The 23,240-nt window shown below is 40.6% G+C and carries 18 protein-coding genes and 3 pseudogenes; 9 read left to right on the forward strand and 12 right to left on the reverse strand.

Annotated features, from left to right (window positions below; genetic code table 11):
• The first annotated feature begins 81 nt into the window (after window positions 1-81).
• The gene (gene recF, locus V7L20_RS31900) at window positions 82-1,203 is read left to right on the forward strand and encodes a DNA replication/repair protein RecF (protein WP_334747924.1); all 1,122 of its coding nucleotides are present in this window, start codon (window positions 82-84) and stop codon (window positions 1,201-1,203) included.
• A 10-nt stretch (window positions 1,204-1,213) separates the two neighbouring features.
• Here the strand turns inward: recF and V7L20_RS31905 are convergent, their stop codons facing one another.
• Window positions 1,214-1,672 carry an MgtC/SapB family protein gene (locus V7L20_RS31905; RefSeq protein ID WP_334747925.1) on the reverse strand — a complete coding sequence of 153 codons (459 nt, stop codon included), beginning with the start codon at window positions 1,670-1,672 and terminating at the stop codon, window positions 1,214-1,216.
• A 797-nt stretch (window positions 1,673-2,469) separates the two neighbouring features.
• Between V7L20_RS31905 and V7L20_RS31910 the strand changes: the two genes are divergently transcribed.
• Window positions 2,470-4,818: a putative PEP-binding protein gene (locus V7L20_RS31910; protein ID WP_334747926.1), complete on the forward strand. Its 2,349-nt coding sequence runs from the start codon at window positions 2,470-2,472 to the stop codon at window positions 4,816-4,818.
• A 199-nt stretch (window positions 4,819-5,017) separates the two neighbouring features.
• On the opposite strand, the gene V7L20_RS31915 is transcribed toward V7L20_RS31910, so the two are convergent.
• Window positions 5,018-6,190 carry a baeRF7 domain-containing protein gene (locus V7L20_RS31915; RefSeq protein WP_334747927.1) on the reverse strand — a complete coding sequence of 391 codons (1,173 nt, stop codon included), beginning with the start codon at window positions 6,188-6,190 and terminating at the stop codon, window positions 5,018-5,020.
• Window positions 6,191-6,445: 255 nt separating this feature from the next.
• Between V7L20_RS31915 and V7L20_RS31920 the strand changes: the two genes are divergently transcribed.
• Entirely contained in the window at window positions 6,446-6,685 is a 240-nt protein-coding gene (locus tag V7L20_RS31920) for a hypothetical protein (protein WP_334747928.1), read from the forward strand.
• Here the strand turns inward: V7L20_RS31920 and V7L20_RS31925 are convergent.
• The gene (locus V7L20_RS31925; protein ID WP_334747929.1) at window positions 6,653-7,315 is read right to left on the reverse strand and encodes a DUF1361 domain-containing protein; all 663 of its coding nucleotides are present in this window, start codon (window positions 7,313-7,315) and stop codon (window positions 6,653-6,655) included. The genes V7L20_RS31920 and V7L20_RS31925 overlap by 33 nt on opposite strands.
• 1,139 nt (window positions 7,316-8,454) lie before the next feature.
• Here V7L20_RS31925 and V7L20_RS31930 point away from each other — a divergent pair.
• Window positions 8,455-9,018 (forward strand): annotated as a pseudogene (locus V7L20_RS31930) (transposase); the annotation flags it as partial.
• Window positions 9,019-9,075: 57 nt separating this feature from the next.
• Here the strand turns inward: V7L20_RS31930 and V7L20_RS31935 are convergent.
• The 3 genes and pseudogenes from V7L20_RS31935 to V7L20_RS31945 all read right to left on the reverse strand — a co-directional run.
• Entirely contained in the window at window positions 9,076-9,552 is a 477-nt protein-coding gene (locus tag V7L20_RS31935; RefSeq protein WP_334747930.1) for a hypothetical protein, read from the reverse strand.
• Between the two features lie 218 nt (window positions 9,553-9,770).
• Window positions 9,771-9,887: pseudogene (locus V7L20_RS31940) on the reverse strand (ABC transporter ATP-binding protein); the annotation flags it as partial.
• Window positions 9,888-9,947: 60 nt separating this feature from the next.
• Window positions 9,948-10,073, reverse strand: a pseudogene (locus tag V7L20_RS31945) (energy-coupling factor transporter transmembrane protein EcfT); the annotation flags it as partial.
• Window positions 10,074-10,374: 301 nt separating this feature from the next.
• Here V7L20_RS31945 and V7L20_RS31950 point away from each other — a divergent pair.
• Entirely contained in the window at window positions 10,375-11,619 is a 1,245-nt protein-coding gene (locus V7L20_RS31950) for a glycosyltransferase (RefSeq protein ID WP_334747931.1), read from the forward strand.
• Between the two features lie 309 nt (window positions 11,620-11,928).
• Window positions 11,929-13,590: a glycosyltransferase family 39 protein gene (locus V7L20_RS31955; protein ID WP_334747993.1), complete on the forward strand. Its 1,662-nt coding sequence runs from the start codon at window positions 11,929-11,931 to the stop codon at window positions 13,588-13,590.
• On the opposite strand, the gene V7L20_RS31960 is transcribed toward V7L20_RS31955, so the two are convergent.
• Window positions 13,584-13,847 (reverse strand): hypothetical protein, encoded by a 264-nt coding sequence (locus tag V7L20_RS31960; protein ID WP_334747932.1) that lies wholly within the window; start codon window positions 13,845-13,847, stop codon window positions 13,584-13,586. The genes V7L20_RS31955 and V7L20_RS31960 overlap by 7 nt on opposite strands.
• A 133-nt stretch (window positions 13,848-13,980) precedes the next feature.
• Between V7L20_RS31960 and V7L20_RS31965 the strand changes: the two genes are divergently transcribed.
• Window positions 13,981-16,509: a mannose-1-phosphate guanyltransferase gene (locus tag V7L20_RS31965; RefSeq protein ID WP_334747933.1), complete on the forward strand. Its 2,529-nt coding sequence runs from the start codon at window positions 13,981-13,983 to the stop codon at window positions 16,507-16,509.
• Between the two features lie 122 nt (window positions 16,510-16,631).
• Here the strand turns inward: V7L20_RS31965 and V7L20_RS31970 are convergent, their stop codons facing one another.
• Window positions 16,632-16,934: a hypothetical protein gene (locus V7L20_RS31970; RefSeq protein ID WP_334747934.1), complete on the reverse strand. Its 303-nt coding sequence runs from the start codon at window positions 16,932-16,934 to the stop codon at window positions 16,632-16,634.
• Window positions 16,935-17,254: 320 nt separating this feature from the next.
• On the opposite strand from V7L20_RS31970, the gene fldA reads away from it, so the two are divergent.
• Entirely contained in the window at window positions 17,255-17,767 is a 513-nt protein-coding gene (gene fldA, locus V7L20_RS31975; RefSeq protein ID WP_334747935.1) for a flavodoxin FldA, read from the forward strand.
• A 67-nt stretch (window positions 17,768-17,834) separates the two neighbouring features.
• Entirely contained in the window at window positions 17,835-18,587 is a 753-nt protein-coding gene (locus tag V7L20_RS31980; RefSeq protein ID WP_334747936.1) for an alpha/beta fold hydrolase, read from the forward strand.
• Between the two features lie 195 nt (window positions 18,588-18,782).
• Here the strand turns inward: V7L20_RS31980 and V7L20_RS31985 are convergent, their stop codons facing one another.
• From V7L20_RS31985 to V7L20_RS32000, 4 genes are all read right to left on the reverse strand, one after another.
• Window positions 18,783-19,661, reverse strand: a complete 879-nt coding sequence (locus V7L20_RS31985; protein WP_334747937.1) for an AAA-like domain-containing protein — start codon at window positions 19,659-19,661, stop codon at window positions 18,783-18,785.
• Between the two features lie 23 nt (window positions 19,662-19,684).
• On the reverse strand, window positions 19,685-20,605 hold the full coding sequence (locus tag V7L20_RS31990; protein WP_334747938.1) for an esterase/lipase family protein: 921 nt from the start codon (window positions 20,603-20,605) through the stop codon (window positions 19,685-19,687).
• A 500-nt stretch (window positions 20,606-21,105) separates the two neighbouring features.
• Complete coding sequence (locus V7L20_RS31995; protein ID WP_334747939.1) at window positions 21,106-21,471, reverse strand: hypothetical protein; 366 nt, start codon at window positions 21,469-21,471, stop codon at window positions 21,106-21,108.
• A gap of 263 nt (window positions 21,472-21,734) precedes the next feature.
• Complete coding sequence (locus V7L20_RS32000; protein WP_334747940.1) at window positions 21,735-22,676, reverse strand: N-acetylmuramoyl-L-alanine amidase; 942 nt, start codon at window positions 22,674-22,676, stop codon at window positions 21,735-21,737.
• Window positions 22,677-23,240: the final 564 nt, after the last annotated feature.

Genomic DNA, 23,240 nt, shown 5'->3' on the forward strand with positions numbered 1-23,240 from the left:
TAAAGAACATTTTGTATTTAAAACTCAAAACTTAAAATTCCTCACTGCTGACTCATAACTTCTCACTCCTAACTTTTCTTTATGTACCTCAAAACTCTAAACCTCCGACAATTTCGCAATTATCAAGACCAAAATGTTGAGTTTAATGCTGCCAAAACAATTTTGGTAGGTAATAACGCTCAGGGAAAATCAAACTTGTTGGAGGCGGTAGAGTTGCTGGCGACATTGCGATCGCACCGAATCACCCGCGATCGCGATTTAGTTCAAGAAGGGGAAGCGATAGCCCAGATTAATGCCACCCTTGAGCGACAAACAGGCATTAGTGACCTGACTTTAACGCTGCGCCGCAATGGTCGCCGTAGCGTTGCCCTCAATGGTGAATCTATCCGCCGCCAAATGGATTTTCTTGGCGTTCTCAATGCAGTCCAATTTTCCAGCTTGGATCTAGACTTAGTACGCGGCGGCCCGGAAGGTCGCCGCAACTGGTTAGATACACTCTTAATTCAACTCGAACCAGTTTATGCTCACATTTTGCAGCAGTATAACCATGTGTTACGCCAGCGCAATGCCTTTTTAAAACGCCATGTAGAAACGTTAGATGCAGCATCTCTACAGTCAGAACTGGTGTTGTGGGATGCACAGTTAGCTACCACAGGAACTAGGGTAATTAGACGACGCGATCGCGCCATCCAAAGATTAGCTCCTATTGCTAGTGCTTGGCACGCCAGTATTAGCGGCAGTACAGAAGTTCTGCAAATCAAGTACTTGCCGAATATTCCTTTAGAGGATAATCAGCCAGAAGAAGTACAGCAAGCTTTTTTAGCAAAAATTCAGCAACGAGCGATCGCCGAAATGCACCAAGGCACTACTCTTGTCGGCCCCCATCGAGACGAAATAGAATTAACTATTAACCAGACACCCGCTCGTCAATACGGTTCTCAAGGTCAACAACGAACGTTGGTTCTAGCCTTAAAATTAGCAGAATTACAATTAATTGAAGAAGTCGTTAAAGAGCCACCATTGCTATTGCTTGATGATGTTCTTGCCGAACTAGATTTATCCCGCCAAAATCAATTGCTTGATGCCATTCAAGACCGCTTTCAGACCCTAATTACTACTACTCACTTGGGTTCTTTTGATTCTCAGTGGCTGAAGTCCTCCCAAATTCTTTTTGTGAAAGCAGGAGAAATAATCCAAAATTAGTCATTTGTGACTAATCATGTTTTTCTAATCTTTTAAAAACGGTGAGAACCAAAAAAGTAAGCAAAGCACCGATTAATGCTAACTGCCACAAACCACAGCCAGCAGCAATTCCCAAAGCAGCTGAAACCCAAATAGCTGCTGCTGATGTCAGTCCGTGAATTTCAAGCCGCTGTGATTCTTGAGAAGATTGGCGTACAATTTCTCCAGCACCGAGAAATCCTACACCGGCTGCAATCCCTTGAATCACACGGCTAAGTGCATCATGGCTCGATTGTGACCCATCTGTTTGGATAATTATGAGAGTAAATACGGCTGAACCGAAACTCACCAGCATGTGAGTTCTTAAACCGGCTGGTTTACGTCTAATTTGGCGTTCTAAGCCGATAATTGCTCCAATAAGCAATGCAAGGCACAGTCTGAAGCTGATATTTAGCCAATCATTAGTTGCAAGATAGTAAGTGTTTGGCAATGCTTAGTCTGGCGTAGAGAATTTTATATATTAGTACAACACGGCATAAATATAAATACTATATATATAAATTAACAAGACTTCGGGCAAAATCCCACTGTTAAAGGTAGGCAAACTTTCACCACAACTACTAGACCGCAAGGCGGAAGTCAAAAGTCACGTAGGCTTTAATTTTGGGCTTTCTGGGCTGTAATTAAATGGTAGGTTTATTTTCGCCAACCTGTACTAAGTTAATTAATAATATTTTTAAAAAAATAGTGCAAAAATATTTTAATCTTTTATTGATGGAGTCTAATTCAACAATTGTAATTTAATAGCCTAGATAAGATTTTGATTCTATTAATTTGAGAATATTTTTTATGTACGACTTAATCTATCACGTTGTTAAGATTATTTACCAATAATATTTTATTTTGGTCAAAAATGAATTTTAAGTTTATTAAATAGGTTTTTAACTATTTAAAATGACGGAACTATAAAATTTTACCTTAAATTGCTAGATTTAACCCATACACTCAATAATTAAATATGATAGCGCCATCTACAACTTGCTCAAACAACTAAAATCCCGATTTCAGGGAAGAGAGGCTAAATGAAGAAAAATATATGATTTACAAAGCAGTCGAACTACAGCAATACATCGTGTAACTGGCAATTAACCACTAATAAGGTTGGCAAATTAAATGTAAATGCTGGAAACTCCTCTTTTAGTAGGGAGTCAGTGGATTTACGGCTGATAACGTACTAAGAGGAAATGGCTATGGCTACAAATAAATAACTGACAACTAACAAATTGAGTGGACAAACTCTACTGGCTAGACCAAATTAAACTACAAGACCGCGCCAAAGTAGGTGACAAAGCCTTTTACTTGAGCAGAATCATGCAGCGTGGTTATCCGGTGGTGCCTGGTTTTGTGGTTTCGGCAGAGATTTTGCGACAATTTCTTGAAAATCTCAATAGTTCAGAGTCATTAGTGGCTGATTTACCCTATTCTTCGTTACATCTAGATGTAGCTAATTGGCGTCAACTTCAGCAGGTAGCAGGTCGCTTGCGCCAAGAAATCCTTACTGCGACTGTACCACAGGATTGGGTGAATACAATTTTCCAAGCAGCTAGAGAATGGCAAACTAGCTGTTTGATTTTTCGGCCTAGTTTAGCAGTATCAAATGCTACTCCAAGTATGAAGAATATATCTGGTTTGCTGGAGTCGGTGTTTTGCCAGTGCGAACCTGAAGCGATCGCTTTTGCCCTAAAGCGTACTTGGAGCCAGATATTTCGTGCTAGAAGTCTACTATATTGGCAGCACTTAGGAATTAACCTGCAACAAATTAGTCTAGCAGTTTTGGTTCAACCTGTTGAGAATGCGATCGCCAGTGGCTTGCTGAGTACGAACTCCTCTGGCTGGGAAATTGAAGCTACTTTGGGATTAGGAATTGCGATAGCTCTTGGCGAAGTCCAGCCAGATGTTTACTACATTCAACAAACAACCGGGGTTGTGCTTGAGCAACAGTTGGGCAATAAAATGCTCGCTTATGGTGTGGATGCAGCACCTGAAGCTTTTTCGCAACCCGTGCCCAATTCAGCGCTAACACCAGATCACACTTGTCTAAGTACCTACTTAATTCAGTCAGCCCAACAAAAACAGTACGCTTTAGAAGAAGAATACGTACAACAAATAATTGCTCTAGGAACTCAATTGGTGAGTGAACTGGGTAAAAGCTTTACCATTAAATGGACTATCGCTGGGCAAAATACATCTAGCAAGCTCTACATTACACAAGTTAGTTCTCCCCAATCAACTACCCACAGACACTTCATTAGGGGAATAGGAGCGGCAGGAGGACGTGTTGTGGGGACTGCTCTAGTAATTGATAATCCGCAACACAAACCCGAACAATTACCTAAGGGAGTGATTTTAGTAATAACAGCGATCGCACCTGATTGGTTACCATTACTGCACCAAGTTGGTGGTATTATTACTGAACAAGGCGGATTAACCAGCCACGCTGCAATTCTTGCCAGAGAATTAAGTATCCCAGCAGTAGTTAACGCAACATCTGCTACAAGCTTAATCCAAACTGGTGAACGACTACTGCTCGATGGCGATAGAGGAGAAGTTTATCGGATCACAGGAGAAGGGGAAAGTGGAAGACAAAAAGAGATGGAGAGGAGAAAAGTGGTACAAAATCCTCTCCATTCCCCTATCTCCCCATCTGACTCTCCTATTTTTACTTCTCATCTACCTATGATTGCTACCCAACTGCTGGTTAACTTGAGTCAGTCGAGTTTAATAGAACAAGTGCAAAGCTTTCCTGTGGATGGAGTGGGATTGTTGCGCTCAGAATTGATGGTACTAAATATATTGTCCGGGCAACATCCCAATAGTTGGATTTTAGACGGGCGGGAAGCAGAATTGTTAAAGCTATGGTCTGAGCAAATTATGCAGTTTGCCCGTGCCTTTGCACCAAGACCAATTTTTTATCGTTCTTTAGATTGGCCGCAGGATTTACCATCATTGAATGATAATTTACAATCTTCAACACAATCGATGTTGGGTGAACGTGGTACTTTCAGCTATTTACGAAATCCCGCAGTTTTTGAATTGGAACTGCAAGCTTTAGCGAGTGTCCAGCAAGCTGGTTACAGCAATGTCAATCTACTGTTGCCTTTTGTGCGGACTGTGAAAGAATTTGTCTTTTGCCGTCGCAAAGTTGAGCAAGCTCTTTTAACAGAGGTGTCACAGTTTCAATTGTGGATGATGGCAGAAGTGCCAAGCGTCCTGTTTTTACTGCCAGAATATGTCAAAGCAGGTGCAGCCGGAATTTCTATTGGTACAAACGACCTAACCCAATTATTGCTCGGAGTGGATCGAGAGCAAGGACAGCTAGGAAAAGTATTTAATGAACGTCATCCGGCAGTTATGAGTGCGATCGCTCAACTTATCCAAATGGCTAAAAGTGCTGGTATTCCTTGTTCAATCTGCGGTCAAGCACCAGCCCTCTATCCAGAAATTATCGATAAGTTAGTGGAATGGGGCATAACTTCCATTTCTGTGGAACCGGAAGCAGTTGAGCGAACATATCAAGCGATCGCTCGTGCTGAACAACGCTTAATTTTAGCAACTGCACGACGAAAACTCCATTAGTTAGGAGTCATTCAATTTTGGATTTTGGATTTTAGATTTTAGATTTTAGATTTTAGATTTTTTGTTCAATTCAAAATCTAAAATTAGCATAGTTACGTAAAAAGGAATTTTTCTATTTTTGTATGATCAACGAGCGAATAGTAATCATCGTTGGTGTTGTATATAGCACATTCAAATTTATACAACACCATCAAAATGCTCAATATCGGTAAATTGCTGCAACGGCTGTGCTATATGGAATCTGTTCAAAAGGAACAGCGTAAACCGTACCACCGTTTAATAAGGTATGAGCAGCAACAAAATCCAACAAATCCTCATCACCAGTTTCTTTTTCTGGGTGCAAATAAACCGTTTCTGAGGTAGGGTCGAATAAACCCCACTGTTGCTGACCAACTGCAACTAATAATGAATCCACTCGTTGATAATAAGCTGCACAGACAACTTCTTCAAGGTTGTTAGATGCCTTACCAGTATCACCACCAAACAATTCATGAAATTGCTCTAAAATATTTTGCTGTGACTTTTGGAAATCAGCCTCGACAATCGGCCAAGCTTGGTCATGTAACTCTTGGGCGCTGAGAATTTCTGGATTACCAGTGATAGCTTCATCCATTAAATGCTGGTAACTATTTGCCTGTCTATATAAAGGCAAAAGATATTCTACCCCAGCCAGCACCAAAGGCGCTTTTTGTAATTTCAATTTCTCGTGTAATGCGCGATCAACAATTTGAAAGAATTGGAGGATGTCTTCTTGGTGTTTATCCCTTTCAGGGCTTCCCTGTCCGTGAAACGTACCTGGCTGTGAAAAAGTATTGGCGGTTCCCCCTTTTGATGTTCCGATGCGAAACTGACCTTCTTGAGCAGTCTCGTCTCTTTGCAAAGCTTCATCTAGACTCTTAGGGAGATTTTCTACTTCTACCTGTTTGACGCTGTAGCGTGTTCCTTCAAAGAACCTGACATCTTGTTGGCTCAAAGCCAGCATATAGAAGCGACCATTGCCACTTAAAATTGGCAGCAGTGGTTTGATGTGAAATCGGTCTGTAACCACGACCAACTCTTGAAAATCTATTGGCAGGGTAAAATAACGAAAAATATTTTCAGAGATAAAAATCGCTAGGCCTTGCTCTCCCATTTGCTCCCAAAACTGTTGAGTATCAATTTCCTGGGATTTTTCTAACAATGCGATCACATCTTCCTGTTTCAATCCAGCATCAATTAAACGAGTCTCTGCTTCCCTGACCAAATTTTTAAAGCGAATTGGGTTTTGTCGCACTTCTGGCCCGGCTGGGTGCGTTGGCATATAAATTGAAACACAATTTCCTTTTGGCTGTTCTATTAATGTCTTTATTTCCTCTCTAGAGATTAATTGCATATCATATCCCCCCTATCAATGTGACCAGATACATTAGACCAGACCATCGATATTCAATGCTCTGATAGGACGTTATTCTCAGGTGATGGCGCTTTAAGTCCAACCGTTTGCTTCTAAATCTATTTCACCTTAAGGAGGGTTTAGTTGCATCTTTCTTTTGATAAGAAATTACCCATTGTATACACTATCCTTTAGATGGAGAAATAGGTGGCTCCAGAAGAATTATGAGGTCAATTGTTGGGAGGTTGGTTAAATATGGGGTTTTGGGAGGAAGACTCAATAGAGTACGAAATATTCAAGCAATACGAATATGTATTATCTGCAATTGGTGTAGATTTTGGCAGGGAAGACGTGCAGGATATCTTAAAAGTATGTTGTTTTGGACTCGAAGATGCTTTAAAAGCCGTCATCGCGTATTGGATTTGGTTGCAGCAGCAAGAAAAACCAATGGAATATCCTCACTCATCCAGCGTTTGGGGTGTTAGGATCGGTTGATTCTGCTTTAGTAGGATATGCATTTTTTGGTTGCCTGACTAAACCCAAAGTTACTCGTTTCATAATCCAGTACAAACCGGCAAGTAGCACAAAGGTGATAGCAACAATTACTAGGGGCTGTTTTCCCAGAATTTCTTCTACCCCTTTGGTTAGTACGGCATCGGGTTGAGTAATAAAATCCCAACTGTTGAAACGCAAAAATCGCCCCCAATAAACACCAACAGCACACAGAAAATGTGTAATCAACTCAAGGCGCGAAATCCATTGGCTTTTGCCGATACGATGTAAGTAATAACCCCAATTGATTAACGATATTACATAAGCTTCAAATCCACTAAGAATTACTAATAAATACAAAGGAATGAGTACCAACGTAATCATCCAAACTGATTGGATCGTGCGGATATCATTTATCAGGTGAATTACATCAGTTAACAAATATGGTGCATTCGGCAAGAAAGCATAGAAAACTAAGAATCCTAGCCACCAAAGCCAAGAGCCACCACGCCTAAAGCGAAATATCCACACACTCAAAGCTAAAGGTATAAAAGCCAGAAATAAATTCCAACTCATCCAACTCATATTAATTTGCAAGACCTGCACGATTCTGGCTATCAATTCTTCTTTCATAAAAGCTAACTTAGAAGACGTTTGATTGATCTAACTTCACTCTGTAGTGTTAGTGTTAACCTTAGTCATTGAGTGATAAAATTTTTGTACCTGTAAGGAAATTCATTTACTCCAAGATCAGACAAGGCTTTTGTGTCACTTAAAAGGAAATGCACACTTATATGTTTGAAATTTAGAGTTTTTATGTTTTTCATACTGGGGGATGAAATTTATCAATCAGCTGAAATCACTAGTATAGCCAGAAAATCATCAGGGTAAAATTTACCACAAAAAGAAAGTCTAAGCGGCAAAAACGCTGCTGAACACCTTTTTGCAGACTTTTTTTATGGGAATGTTGCCCCCGTTTTAACTATTATATTGATTTAATTTTGCCCTGCTAGAGTTCCAGAAGCATCCTAAAGTTTTTGCAAGAGGGTAAAATAACCTGAGTTCGGGATAAGAAATCCTCAAAAGCCTTGACTTATAGTTATTCGGTCTGAAGCTTAGTTTGAATCTATTCTCTATAAGACATGTTGTTGAGATTAGTCTCATTTGTGAACCTTATTGACAAAATGATTCCACTTTAATCGTTTACTCGATCACTTAGAGTTTTGTTCAATCCTTATATAATAAGCTTTTGAGCTTCTGGCTTAACCCGAACTCAGGTTAAAATACTTGTACTAGTCCTTGAGTACGTACAAGTAATTGTGAGATGGAATCCCATTTGTTAAGCCATAATTGGATGCATCCTATCGAGGTAAAATTGGCGGATGTTAATTGATGCTTGAAAATATCATCTGCCCAATTCCCCATCAGATCATCGGTAAGAGGTTAAGATAAAGTGCCTTTTGTCAATCAGTTAAAATACTCAAAACATTTTTAATAATGATAATCGTTTATGGAAAGAGGGGGAGGAGGTGAGCGACGCTCACCTCCTCCCCCTGTATTTGATTATCATTATTTTTAAAGGCTTTGACAACTTAAATAGGGTAAGAAAAAGTATTGTAACCAGAGAATAACTTTGTGAAATGTGAGGCTCACTTCTTAGGTAAATTCAATTATCAAATGAGGTAATGAAAAGTTTGGTTTCCCACCATGCCCAAGCGACCGAAACAAAACTCTGACCACCCACACCGACATAATACTCCTACTATAGATGTTTAAAAGCTCAAGCATCTATTAAATATTTAAAAATTCTCAGTTATGACCATTCCATTAAAGACCGATTGATTCAACTTGGTACTGTTCGTCGCGGCGCACCAGTTCTTACTTTACGTTTAATAGAAATTAAAGTTGGTAAAACTAGCTATTCTTACCTTACTTCTGTCCTCGACCCACAAATATTACCTCCTTATGTTGTAGCAGATTTATATCGAAGAAGATGGAGAATCGAAGAAGCTTTTTACTCCGTAAAACGTTTATTGGGGCTGTCTTATTTGTGGACTGGCTCTATTAATGGTGTCAAGTTGCAAGTGTGGGCTACTTGGCTGTTTTATGCCGTCTTGGTTGATTTGGGCGATGCTGTTGCTGATGAATTATCTCTGCCTTTCGACCGTATTTCTTTAGAGATGATCTATCGCGGTTTGTACCATTTTAGTGTTGCTTATGACAAAGGCAACGCCGATGACCCCGTTAAGTATTTTGCTGCCAAAGAGAATCAAGATTTAGGAGTGGTCAAAGCTCTGCAAAAGCCAGTCACCAAGCTGGATTTATCCCCTTTTCCTCCACCCTCTTGACAAAAGTGCAATTACCTTAACCTCTCACGGATGCCATCAGATAGATTATTCTGGCTGGCTACAGTATTTATTCATCTGATTGATTAATGTATCCGACTGCTTGCCAAGTGTTGTAGCTGTTGTCAGTGCTGAGTCAATCTCGGCTCTCTCCTTTTGGATTTTTTCTCTACCAGATGTTGAGGCATCTGCTGTTTTTGTTACATCAAGCGCCCTAGCTGCAATGGCTACCGCTTGACTAAGATTTTGAAAAATATTGACAAAACCGCTTTGAAATTCTTTCAGTTTATGATCTTTTAAATTCAGTTCTTTAATCGATTTAGTCACAAATTCTAAATCTTTAGATAGCTGTATGCTGGTGATTACTTGCGTTCCTTTATTTTGATCAATCAGAGAAGTTCCGGCATTCACAACTCGAATCAGTCGCTGGCATTGGGAAACTTTATTTTCGCTGCAACTAGTAATTAATAAAGCCATGCTTAGACTAACAGAAGCAAGAACAGTATATTTATGTGAAACAGACATTAATACCCCAAAAACAATAAAAACGAGAATATAGTATCCAATATTACGAATAAACGAAGGGATTGGGCATTGGGAAGAGGACAAGGAGAATTGGGGACAAGGGAAATACTTGTTGCAAGTTCTCAGCTCTTGTCCCCTTGTACCCTCTGCCCCTGATGCTTCCCTATGCCCAAATTACCAATTTATCGCAAACCCAACTGGTCTAAAGTAGCACCATCTTACAAAAGTGGCTGAATATTGATGTCTATTTGAATGCGACCACCAGATAGTACCGAAGTGCGTTGAGTAACTCTGCCTAGCCAATGCAAGTCATGAGAAGCAATTAAGGGAACTCCAAAAAATAAATTATCCAATTTCTGGACTTCACTACGACTTTCCCTCCCCTGCCCCCTGCTGTCTAGACTACGCAGATACAAGGCTTCAATCATGGCAGCACTGGCGTAGCGCAGCCATGCCATAGTTCCATTCAAACCGCGTAGTTGAGCGCTGCGCTGCATCCGCGTCACTTCTGAGAGCATCAAATAGTCTAGCTCAACTGTATATTTTCTAACTTATCTAATATAACAGTATTAATTGTTCTGTATAAAAAATATTTATTTATCAATGAAAATCCCTAAAATTCAGTGGTTAGATATAAAGTTTAGATGAAGTTTAGGAAAATATTTTGAATTGAGGCGCGGAAATTACTAAACTTTTCAAAACAGCTAACTGTAATAAAAGTATTCATCAAATTTTAACTAACCAAGTTCAGTCAATTAAGCCAGCAGTACTCGGCTTTGTTTCTCTCGGTTTTTACAGATCCTCCTTCTATAATGTGAAATTATGAAGACAAACTCATCCAACTCGCTGTTAACAGTACCAACTGGGCCACTAAGGATTTCAGAGTTCCCCCCTAACGGTGTGGGTATAAGTAGTGAATCTATTCATCTTTCCCTAGTAATTCCTACTTATAAAGAACGTGACAACATCAAGAATGTAGTCAGCATATTAAGTCAGTTACTGGATGAATCTATTCCAGGAAACTATGAATTGATTGTGGTAGACGATGATAGCCCAGACCGAACTTGGGAAATAGCACAATCCTTGACGACAGAATACCCCCAGTTGCGGGTGATGCGACGCCAACAGGAACGGGGGCTATCTTCTGCGGTGATTCGAGGGTGGCAAGCAGCTACCGGGAGTGTGTTAGGGGTGATCGATGGAGATTTACAGCATCCACCAGAGGTGCTGATGCAACTGTTGCGTAGTGTTGAACAGGGAGCAGATTTGGCAGTAGCCAGTCGTCATGTGGACGGAGGCGGCGTCAGTAGTTGGAGTGTTGTTAGGCGTATCTTATCTCGTGGCGCTCAGTTATTGGGCTTGGTGATTTTACCGGGGGTACTGGGAAGAGTTTCCGACCCTATGAGTGGTTATTTTATGGTGCGCCGGAGTGCGATCGCAAATGCAATACTCAATCCAGTTGGATACAAAATTCTCCTAGAAGTAATCGGGCGGGGAAAAGTAGGGCAAGTTGCCGAAGTTGGGTATGTTTTTTGCGAACGCAAAGAGGGTGAGAGTAAGGTGACATGGAAGCAATATGTAGATTACATCCACCACTTGATACGGTTGCGGCTCTCCACAGGACGGGTAGGACGATTGAGTAGAAAAGTCAATTTCCCAGTTGGTCGATTCGTCCGCTTTGGGTTAGTTGGCTTTAGTGGCGTATTTGTGGATATGGCAATACTTTACTTGCTTAGTGATCCGACTACCTTGGCTTGGCCACTGACGCGCAGCAAAATTATTGCTGGTGAGATTGCAATTTTAAATAATTTCTTCTGGAATGATGCTTGGACATTTGCAGATGTCAGCGCCAGACAGCAAGGATGGAAGCAACGCCTGAAGCGGTTTGTAAAATTCAACGCCATTTGTCTTGCTGGACTAGTATTGAATGTACTGGTATTAAATTTGATATTCAATTTTCTTATTCCTAACCGTTATATTGCCAACTTTATTGCGATCGCAGTTGCTACCGTCTGGAATTTCTGGATTAATTTGAAACTTAGCTGGCGCGTCACCGACGTGAAATAATCACAACGAGGGATTTGAGATTTTGATTTTTGTTCTTAGACTTTAGAACGAACTGAAATCTAAAACGTCAAATCTACAAGTCTATTTGTGTGAGGCCCGGCAATGAGAGCTTTTTTCCAAGGTGCATTTGATTTTTACAGAAAAATTATCTCGTTGCTAGCTGTCTATGCTGCCCGTTTTTTGCCCCCCCGTTTTTTGCCTATAGTAGATGCAAATTCTACAGATGCAAATTCCACCTTAAAACGCAAGTATTGGCATAATTGGCAGTTTCGCCTCCCTCCTTCCTGGCTTCATCCCTTGCTGAACTTAATGTGGCTGATCCTCGGCATCAGCTTGCGCCTAACCAACTTGACTGCAAAGCCTCCTTGGACTGATGAGTTTGCCACCTTGGTGTTTAGCTTGGGGAATAATTTTTTACCAGTACCTTTAGATCAAGCGACCACATCTGATCTCCTATTGCAACCACTGCAACCAAACCCAGCAGCTAGTATTAGTGATGTAATTCATAACTTAGTTACACAAGATAATCATCCACCACTGTATTTTGTGCTGGCTTACCTGTGGATGAAATTATTTAAGAGCGATGGAGGATTAGTATCGCTGTTTGCGGCGCGATCGCTACCAGCTATATTCGGTGCTGCCTCTATACCGTGTGTTTACGTATTGGGCAAAGTAGCCTTTCGCTCGAGATTAGTGGGACACTTGACTGCTGCCATGATGGCAGTATCACCCTACGGCGTATTTTTAGCACAAGAAGCGCGTCATTACACTTTAGCAATGTTATGGGTAATTGCTTCCCTCACCTGCTTAGTAATTGCCACACGTCATATTCAAAACCGTACACCTTTACCTATATGGGTAGCACTTGTATGGGTAGGAATTAATGCTTTAGGTTTTGCTACTCATTATTTCTTCAGCCTCACTCTCTGTACAGAAGCCGTAGTTTTGATTTTTCTTGCTTGGCTTCAATTGCAAACTAACAGCAAATTTTCTCTTTTCTTTTCGGATAGCTGGCGACGCATCTATGCCGTTGCTATAGGTACTTTGGTGGCAGGTTTAATTTGGATACCAATCTTATTAGAGAATAAAAATCGTGATAATTTGACCGAGTGGATTCGAGGTTCGCGCGTTGGACTAGATTGGTTAAGCCCAATTTTTCAAGCTTTAGGAACATTGATTGCAATGATTTCCCTGTTACCAGTTGAATCTTCACAGCTATTATTTGTGATTCCTTCTGGATTGGTGATGCTGACTTTTTTTATTTGGGCAGTACCAATTTTGCTGCGTGGGATCAAGATTCAACTACAGCACCCAGAAAATCGGATTATGATTCAGGTGTTTGCTGGAGTAGTGAGCAGTGCGATCGCTTTATTCTTTATCTTTACGTACTTTTTAGGTATTGACCTGACTAGAGGTGCTAGATATAACTTTGTTTACTTTCCCGTGATCGTTGTTTTACTAGGAGCAAGCCTCGCAGTTTGTTGGCATCCTCCCAAGGAAATAAAAAGCATAGGTAAATGGGGAATAAACGGTAAAAAAGCCGTGATGTTAATTTGGCTAATGGGATTTTTCAGTGCAGTTACAGTAATCTGCAATCTCGGCTATCAAAAATATTATCGCCCTGACCTGTTTGTGCAGCTAATTCAACAAACATCCACAACACCAGTACTGATTGCCACCACCCACAAAACTTATGTACACACTGGGGAAATGATGGGAGTAGCTAGGGAGATTAAACTTGCAAATTCACTGCAAAATTCTCTGTTTCTCCTTGCTCATCAAGACAAAGACCCGAATACTTCCACCATTGCTCTGGAAAATACTTTAAATAAATTACCACGACCTTTTGACTTGTGGCTGGTAAACTTTCACGCACCCGTAGCAGAAGCTGTCAAAACATGCGTTATGTCTGATACTCAATCTTTGCCAAGCATAGATGGCTACGAATATCAACTTTATCATTGTCAATAAGTTGGGGGCTGGGGATTGGGGACACTTCTCTTCTCTAGGAGAGGCTGCGCCAACGAGACGCTTTGCGTAGCTTGCTTCCCCAAAGGGGTACGACAAGCGGTAGTTGAATCTCGACTTTGCGGGAGTTGAATCTCGACTTGGCGGGAGTTGAGCGTAGCCGAAACTCGATTTTTGCGAAGTCGAAACTCAGTGCATCGCTGGGGATTGGGGGGATGAGAAAGATAAGAGGGAGAAATATTGAACAAGTTTCTTCCCAATCCCCAATTTCCAATCTATATGCATCTTGTGGAAGTTCCTCAAATATCGATATCCATAGCAGACTAGAGAAAGAAGAAAATATATCTAACACGTTTTCAAGCAGCGAAGGCTGTAATTAGTTAAGGAGGATTTATGCGTGCAGTACTGATGGCGGGGGGTTCGGGAACGCGGCTTCGCCCGTTAACTTGCGATCTGCCTAAGCCGATGGTGCCGATCCTTAATCGACCAATAGCCGAACATATTATCAATCTCCTCAAGCGACATCAAATTACAGAAGTTATTGCGACATTGCACTATTTACCTGATGTCTTGCGAGACTATTTTCAAGATGGCAGTGATTTTGGCGTTCAGATGACTTATGCTGTCGAAGAAGATCAGCCTTTGGGTACAGCTGGCTGTGTGAAAAACATTGCTGAACTTCTTGATGAAACCTTTTTAGTCATTAGCGGTGATAGCATAACAGATTTTGACCTCACGGCAGCGATCGCATTTCATAAACAAAATAAGTCAAAAGCTACCTTGATTTTAACCAGGGTTCCCAACCCGATTGAATTTGGAGTGGTGATTACCGATGAAGAAAGACGAATTCGGCGATTTTTAGAAAAACCCTCTAGTAGTGAAATTTTTTCTGATACTGTTAATACTGGCACTTACATTCTTGAACCAGAAGTTTTAGAATATCTGCCAGCAAACATTGAATCCGACTTTTCTAAAGACTTATTCCCGTTGCTATTAGCAAAAGATGAGCCAATGTATGGCTACATTGCTCAAGGTTACTGGTGCGATGTTGGTCACTTAGATGCTTATCGTGAGGCGCAGTATGACGCTTTAGATGGGAAAGTGCAATTAGATTATGCCTACAAACAAGTTTCTCAACAATTATGGGTAGGTCAAAATACTTATATCGACCAAACTGCTGTGATTGAAGCCCCAGCAGTAATTGGTGATAATTGCCGCATCGGTGCAAGAGTCCAGATTGAGGCAGGAACCGTAATTGGAGATAATGTCACTATTGGCGCTGATGCGAATCTTAAACGTCCCATAGTGTGGAATGGGGCATTTATTGGCGAAGAAGCAGCTCTTTCTGCCTGCGTGATTTCTCGTGGTGCTCGTGTAGACCGCCGCGCTCAAGTATTAGAAGCTGCGGTTGTAGGTTCGCTTTCCACGGTGGGAGAAGAAGCCCAAATTAGCCCAGGCGTGCGCGTTTGGCCTAGTAAAAAGATTGAGTCAGGGGCAGTTTTAAACATTAACTTGATTTGGGGCAATACCGCCCAACGGAATTTATTCGGGCAACGGGGTGTCCAAGGATTAGCTAATATCGACATTACCCCAGAATTCGCCGTGAAATTGGGAGCTGCTTACGGTTCTACCTTAAAACCAGGTTCTAAGGTAACGGTTTCCCGTGACCAACGTAATATCTCTCGGATGGTGACGCGATCGCTTATTGCTGGTTTGATGTCAGTAGGTGTTGATATTCAAAACCTCGATGCCACAGCTATCCCCATCACCCGCACAATTATACCTACAATGTCGGTAACTGGTGGTATCCACGTCCGGGTACACCCCGATCGCCCTGACTACATTCTGATTGAATTTATGGATGCAAAGGGCATTAATATCTCCAAAGCCTTAGAAAAGAAAATTGAAGGGGCTTACTTTAAGGAAGATATGCGACGGGCGCTAATTCATGAAATTGGCGATGTATCTTATCCCAGCCAAGTCATGGATCGCTACTGTACTGCTTTTGAGAAACTGTTGCATGTTCATACACTCCGCAACAGCCGGGCAAAAGTGGTGATTGACTATGTTTATGCAGTATCGGGGGCAGTTTTACCCCAAATGTTGGATAAATTTGGTGCTGATGCGGTGGTACTGAATGCTAGTGTCAATAAAACGGCGATGTCAGTAACTGACCGAGAAGGATTGCTGACTCAGTTAGGTCATGTAGTCGAGGCATTGAAAGCTAACTTTGGTGTGCAAGTCACGGCTAATGGAGAACAGCTAATTTTAGTTGATGAATCAGGCTACCCAATTCGTGGGGAAATGTTAACTGCACTGATGGTAGACATGATTTTGACGGCTAACCCCAGAGGAACGGTAGTAGTGCCAGTTCATGCTTCCAGTGCTATTGAACAAGTCGCCCGTCGCCATGATGGTAGAGTGATTCGCACTAAAGCCAACCCCACAGCTTTAATGGAGGCTTGTCAGAAAAACCCAAATGTGGTGTTGGGAGGTAGTGGAGATACTGGTTTTATTTTCCCGCAACTGCATCCGGGATTTGATGCCATGTTCTGCATTGCGAAAATAATTGAGATGTTGACTATACAGGAGCGATCGCTTGCTGCTGCGCGGTCAGAATTGCCCCGTGTAATTCACAAAACTTATACAATACGCTGCCCGTGGACAGCTAAGGGTGCTTTGATGCGTTACTTAGTCGAAACTCATCCAGCGCAAAATCTAGAACTCATCGATGGAGTGAAAATTTGTCAGCCCTACGATGACAGTTGGTTGTTAGTTTTACCAGATGCCAGCGAACCACTGGTGCATTTATATGCAAATAGCAACGATCGCGATTGGGTAGATGAGACTGTGAGAAACTACCGCACCCGTGTTCAGGCGTTTGTGGAAAGACAACAAGAATATCAACCCGCCGAAGCGTAATTTGTAATGACGCTCGCGGACTCGCTACCGCTACGCTAACGTAATTCGTAATTCATAATTGAATTCTTTAATTACGAACTACGAATTAGCAATTACGAATTATACTGGGGGGTTCAAAATTCTTATCGAGGGCATTCTGGTAAACTTCTCTCAGCGTAATTGCAATCAAAATAAGTTAAAGCTTCTCTAGTAGAGTTAAAACTCCCATGTGTGTAGCGTGGGTGACTATTTGGACTTGCTTCATCTGACCAAATTTTCAAATAGTAACTACTATTATCATCGGTAGACCATAATTCATAACGGTAATGACCTCCTGAACCCTGACTATTTAAATAGTCAGCTAGTACTTTATTTGATGCAGACAACAAATTCAACACAGTCAAAACAGGAATTACAGCTACTTTTAGTGTTTGGATGAATTTCATAATAAATGCACAAAAAATTTGCCTTTTCTAGCTTCTTTTACCAATGTATTTTTTGAAACCAGTAATAATTCTGAATATTGCGTGAGCATATCCTAAGCCACTTACAGTAAGTAGGAGTGAAATGAAGGGCTGCCCGCCTTTTCGGTTTGTTGGCTAAAATACTTTACAAAATTTTACTTAAATTAAATGAAAAAAAGTTTCAATAACTCTGGTAGGATATCTTCAGGCTTATTGATATAGATATTCATTAAGCTGATAATATATTTCAAGAAAGCAAATAGCTATTCTGGCGATCGCAAAACTATATATCAGGTGACAATATGTCGAAAAAAATCGGTCTGTTTTACGGTACTCAAACTGGCAACACTGAATCTGATGCTGAAAAAATTCGGGATGAGTTTGGTGGTGAGATTGTAACATTACATGCCATTTATGACGCGGATGCTAGCACCTTTGATGAGTATGAATTGCTGATTATTGGCTCTCCCACTTGGGATATTGGTCAACTTCAGAGTGATTGGGAAAGTTTTTTCCCAGATCTGGATGAAATAAATTTTAGTGGTAAGCGGGTTGCCTATTTTGGTGATGGAGATCAATATGGCTATGCCGATAACTTCCAGGATGCAATGGGAATTCTAGAAGAAAAAATTTCCCAGCGAGGTGGTAAAACTGTTGGCTACTGGCCAACCGAGGGTTATGACTTTGAGAATTCTAGAGCTTTGAAAAATGGCAAGTTTGTTGGATTAGCACTTGATGAAGGTAGTCAATCCGATTTAACAGACGAGCGAATTAAAACTTGGGTTGCTCAGTTGAAAACAGAATTTGGTTTGTAGAGATTAGGGGCGTACAGCTAGCTGTGCGCCTTTATTTAAATTGATAATTTAGAAGTTATAGGTATTTATGTCTGATTCATTTGATGTTTTGTGGTTAAGTGCTAGTCCTGTTTTGCAGCGTTTTGATAAACCATTACTTGAATACTTATCTGGGTATATGAGAATCGCCCAGTGGGAATACCAGCAAACCAAAGATGAAGCCAGTTGCATAGATCAAGCTGTGGATTTGGTGTATGAGTTTTTAGAATGGCGCGATCGCCCCGTACATTTAGCAGGACATGGGATGGGTGGTGCGATCGCCTTAAGCTTTGCGCGTCGATTTCCGCAAAAAGTGCAATCGCTCACCTTGCTAGCTGTAGCGGCTCAACCTGCAAACAATTGGCAAGCTCACTATTACTTTCAACGACAACTTTTTAGCATCAGCCGTGAGCTAGTTTTAGCAAGCAACGTTCGCAGTCTATTTGGAAATCAATCACCTCATACTACTAAGAAGTTAGTAGCTGCCTTAGATAAAGATTTAGAACAATCTCCCTCGTCACACTCTTTATTCAAGTTGGTTTATTTACCCAAAGGTGGAGTTTCTATGCCAATGATGGTATGTGGTAGCAAGAGCGATCCGGTAGTCAATCCACTTGCATTGCATGACTGGTTAAATTGGTTGAAGCCAGAAGATAAACTTTGGGAATGCCCAGAAGGATATCATTTTTTTCACTACTTCTATCCTCAACAGGTTGGTGAAGAGATTTTGAGTTTTTGGCAACGCCATCAACCGCATTTGGTAGAAGCATCTGCACTATCTTTTAGCACTTCTACAAATTAGTAAAATGATTAATCATTCAGTGAGATACAAGAGTGAGATGTCTGAGGACAAGCCTTATGGCTACGCACTTGTGAAAGTTGGGGTGTAATGGGGTGCGTTCGGCTTTGGTGTTGACGCTGCGTAGGCGTAGCCCGTCGTAGACATCGCTATTTTACCACTGATTATTGATAGTTCATCTTCTCAAGCTGGGTGTAATCATTCGGATAGGCGCTCTCGGAAATAAAGGCAGTATAAATTACAAAGACATTGAACTTGATTTCCTTTAAATTTAATTAAGCCCAGACTGCGTAATTTAAAAGTTTGTACAGAGTCTAACTTCACAGGAATATCACTGTTGATCACTTTTTGGAACGCTGCTTTTAACAATTTATCTTCTTCCAGCAGTGAAAGATAGGGATGTAAAAAGCCTCTAAATAATCCCTCATCAGTGGGAGCAACTTTCAGAAATTGTTCTAAAGTTAAGTTACCTGTGGCAATTTGATAAAGAGCAGTTCTTAATAAATAAGGATGACCATCAATCATTCCCCTTAATTGTTCGATTTGTGTATCTGACCAATTTAATTGATGTCGTTCGACTAATTCTTTTATTTGTGTGGCGTTGAATTCTCCGATTTCAACAGATAAACCCACATTAAAGGGAGATTGATTGACATTTAGGGAAACATATACTTCTTGAGAATGAGCAATTACTAAACGCAATTTTTGCCAAATTTCTTCGTTTTTACCGTTTTCATGCCAAGCTCGGAGGAGAGCAAAAAATTCTTGAGCAATTTCGGGATAAGGAAAAATTTTATCAATATCATCTAAACCTAATACTAGGGGAACATCAATATTTTTTAATAAATAGTCTTTGAAATAATTAGTGCAGTTAACTTGACTGCTTAAGCGTCTTTTCCAAGATTGATCTATTTTATCTTCTAGCCCTAATTCATAACTTAGAGTTGCACAAAATCCCTGTAAAAAATTATTGAGATCGTTAAGATTTTCTTTACTCCATAAATTAAGAGAAACTGTGCGATAACCTTTTTGTTTACTATAGTTAAGAATGCGGCTTATTAAAGAAGTTTTACCCATCTTTTGCGGCGCTTTGATGCGGATTAACGCCCTGGTTGGAGGATGGATTCATAACATTTAATTTCCACCTCTGGACGCTCGATATAAAAGGGGGAGTTAAGAGGAATTTGACCATCAGTATTTTCAAAAATCACTGAGGAGTTGTTCTTTTTTGCTTTTGATGTTGATTGTTCAACAATGCCTAGATTAATTGGCAATTGTTGCTTAATAAACTGATTTACTCCCTTGTAAACTAAATTCTCTGTTGATTTTGGCTTGGTGATAGAAATATGGTCGTCATCTGTAGCGGTAGGTTGGACATCTTTGATGCCTGGGTTAGCACTATCTGGGTCTACAACTAAAAAACCTTGAGTGGGTTTAGTTTCAAAATAAACTTTTGTAGTAATTTCCAAAGAATCAACATTTTGCCGATACCACTCGTTAAGTTGACGCAGTTGGGGAATATGTGATTTCAATTCATTAACACTAACAGTGGTTCGTGCCAAAATATCAATTTTATCGACTAAGTTAGCGAGATGAGAACCAGTGTGAGGAGTGGATAGAAATACAATGCCTTTTGTCTGTTCAATAACTGCTTTTTTTTGAAATGTCTGAGCATTACGCAGCATTTCTTTAACTAATAATCCACCCATACTATGAGCGATAAAAATTATTGGGTATTTTCCAATATCAGAAACTTCTAAATATTCTTGTAAATTACTAGCTCTATCAAAGAGTGGCATTGTTGACCCTCTCCACTCAAAGGGTTCAGCCTTGTAGCCAAAAGACCAAATACCTAAATCTGGTCTTTCTTGTCCCAGCCACGTTAACCAGAAATTATCATCGTCGCGTAGTTCTTGCGGATGCCAAGTTCCGCGTGCGTGGCCACCTAAGCCGTGAACAAAAATCACATCCCCGCACCGCTTTGGGTTGTCACATCCCGATATTTTGATTAAAACAGTCATCTCTGCGGGTTCAGGTTTTGGGGGTTTAGAAAAAATGTTAAAGGGCATAGATATTATGGGGAGAATTAGAGGATGACAAATTATTGTTAGGTGATTTCTGATGAAAAAAATACCTATGTTAACGAGTTTTGACTTCCCTGCGGGACGCTACGCGTAGCTTGCTTCCCCGCAGGGGTACGCTCAACCTCGACCACTGAGTTGGTTGAGCGAAGTCGAAACCAACGGCTATAGTAAATTTATTACTAGAATTTACCTTATGCCACGCCCACAGCGCGACTTAAAATTAGGATACAGCGATCGCGTAGCCCAGAGCAGGCATCGCACTTTTGATCTCAATGTCTGAGCCGTCCCCCCTTAACAAAGCAGGACTACAAGGGGGTTAAAACGATCTCAAATTCTCACGAATGATTTAGGACTGCTATATAAGCAATAGATACCTCGAAGTCATGTTGAGGTACCTCGAAGTCATGTTGAGGTACTTCAACATCGTGTTGAAGTACTTAAAAGTCGTGTTGAGGTACTTCAACATCGTTTTGAGGTACTTCAAAGTCGTTTTGAGGTACTTCAAAGTCGTTTTGAGGTACTCCAAAGTCGTGTTGGAGTACTTCAAACTTTGTTGCACCGCGCTCAATTACACAGGTGCATAGGGAGCATCCCAAATGTGTAAAAACATCTTTTGTCATTGCGAGCGTAATGAAATGGAGCGTTCGCAAAGCGTCTCTTCGAGAAGCTATGCCGTTGGCGAAGCCTCTCGAAGAGAAGGCTTTACGCTTCATTCGCAATGACAACTCATCATTTTGGTAAATTTGCTTGCATTGGGATGCTCCCGGTGCGTAGGCGTAGCCTGCCATAGGCATCGCTTTCATAAATCTCCACAAACAAAGTGATGTCTACGACGGGCTACGCCTACGCTTGACTTTTAAAACAGTCGCTACAATTATCCTTAAGTGAAGATTAGCAATCAGTTAGCCTGGAAGGTGGTAAAAGTTCAATAATAAACTTATTAATGAAGGCCGTCCTGGAAGTTCGTAGCTATAAACTCATTTTTTCCGTAATAACCAATCGTATAAGTTCGTAGTTGGTGCTTCAGCGTTAAAGCGCCAACTACAAACAATACCTACCCCTCAATCTAAGCAATTAATTTCTGCCAGCTAGCAGGCCCGATAATCCCATCGGCATCTAAACCATTTTGCTTTTGAAAGTTCTTAACTGTAAGCTCTGTTTGCGGCCCGTAGACGCCATCATTCTCAACACCTAAACGGTATTGCAAGTATCTGACAACGACACCACCGGCATGGTTTGGTCTGAGAATTCGTTTAGCCAAAATTAGATTTATGGCATTCCATGTAGTTGAGTCAGCAATTCCGGTCGCTTGAACCCCGATAATAGTCTGAAACTTTTCTACGGCAGATTTGGTGTTAGCTCCGGTGAAGCCATCTTCTACTAATGCCTTACCATTTTTATCGGTTATTTTTAGTCGATTTAAAGATTTTTGCAGTCTGAGAATAGTGGCATCTACATTATCTTCTTCATCTTGTACGGGATTAACAGGTACACTTGCCACTTTACCTGTTAAGCCTTTGACGATCGCATTAGCCATTGCTTCAGGATTAAAAAGATTCATATCTTTTTGCGAATCAACAAAGCAACCTTCTACAAGAATCGCAGGCATATCCGTATTTTTCAGAACAAACAAGTGAGAACCACTTTTAACGCCGCGATTAAAAAATCCTAACTTGACGATTTCATCTAATACAGGTTTAGCAATTTTTACACCTGTATCGCTAGTTGCAAATACTTCTGTACCGTTAGCTTGTCCATTAAAGGAGTTAAAATGAATTGATACGTAAATATCTACTTTACTCGAATTAGCTGTAGAACATCTTTTTGAAAGCGATTCACGTACTGTACTAGCGCTACTTGGTTTACATACTACAACTTCATTTCCTAAAGCTCTTAATTTGGCTATAACTCTATTACCGACATCGAGAGTTAAATTATCCTCAACTTTAATCCCTCTAGCTCCTGTATCTGGTGGACAATTGTGCCCGCTATCAATTCCAAATTTCATGATTTAATCCTCTTACTTATTTTTACACTAATTCAAAACTATTCTAATTTTTTAGCCAAAGTTTTGTTGATAAATTTGTTTCAGCACTTGTTAGCAATATCAACATTATCTGTAGCATTAGTACGCTGGTAGACAAAATAAGTTATTTTCCAAACTTGAACGGCAAATTTTTTGTGGTTAAATCCACTAATTTAAGTTCATATTGGAATCAAAAACACAACCCTCATAATTTATCAAAATCGGGAATAATCAGGTGATTGTTGCAATAAATTGAAATGCAACAATTAACCCCATTATCCAGATAATAGCGCTTCGTAAAAGTAGAAAGCTATGACAAATGTACTTATTCTAATGCCAAGCTAAAAGCACTGCGTGATGTAAAGTGTGTTTATAAAGCCGTAAACCCACTCAAAGCTTGCCTCTTGGCATTCCTGTTAACCTTGAGTAGCTGAACACCTACAGCAGAATTCAGACTTCAGAAATAAAACACGCTTTATACCTGGGTAACAGACAAATCGTTGTGTTACTGACCGGAATCTGTGGGTAGATATTTAACAATCAGCC

The sequence above is a fragment of the Nostoc sp. genome, assembly GCF_036916735.1.
Taxonomy (GTDB): domain Bacteria; phylum Cyanobacteriota; class Cyanobacteriia; order Cyanobacteriales; family Nostocaceae; genus Nostoc.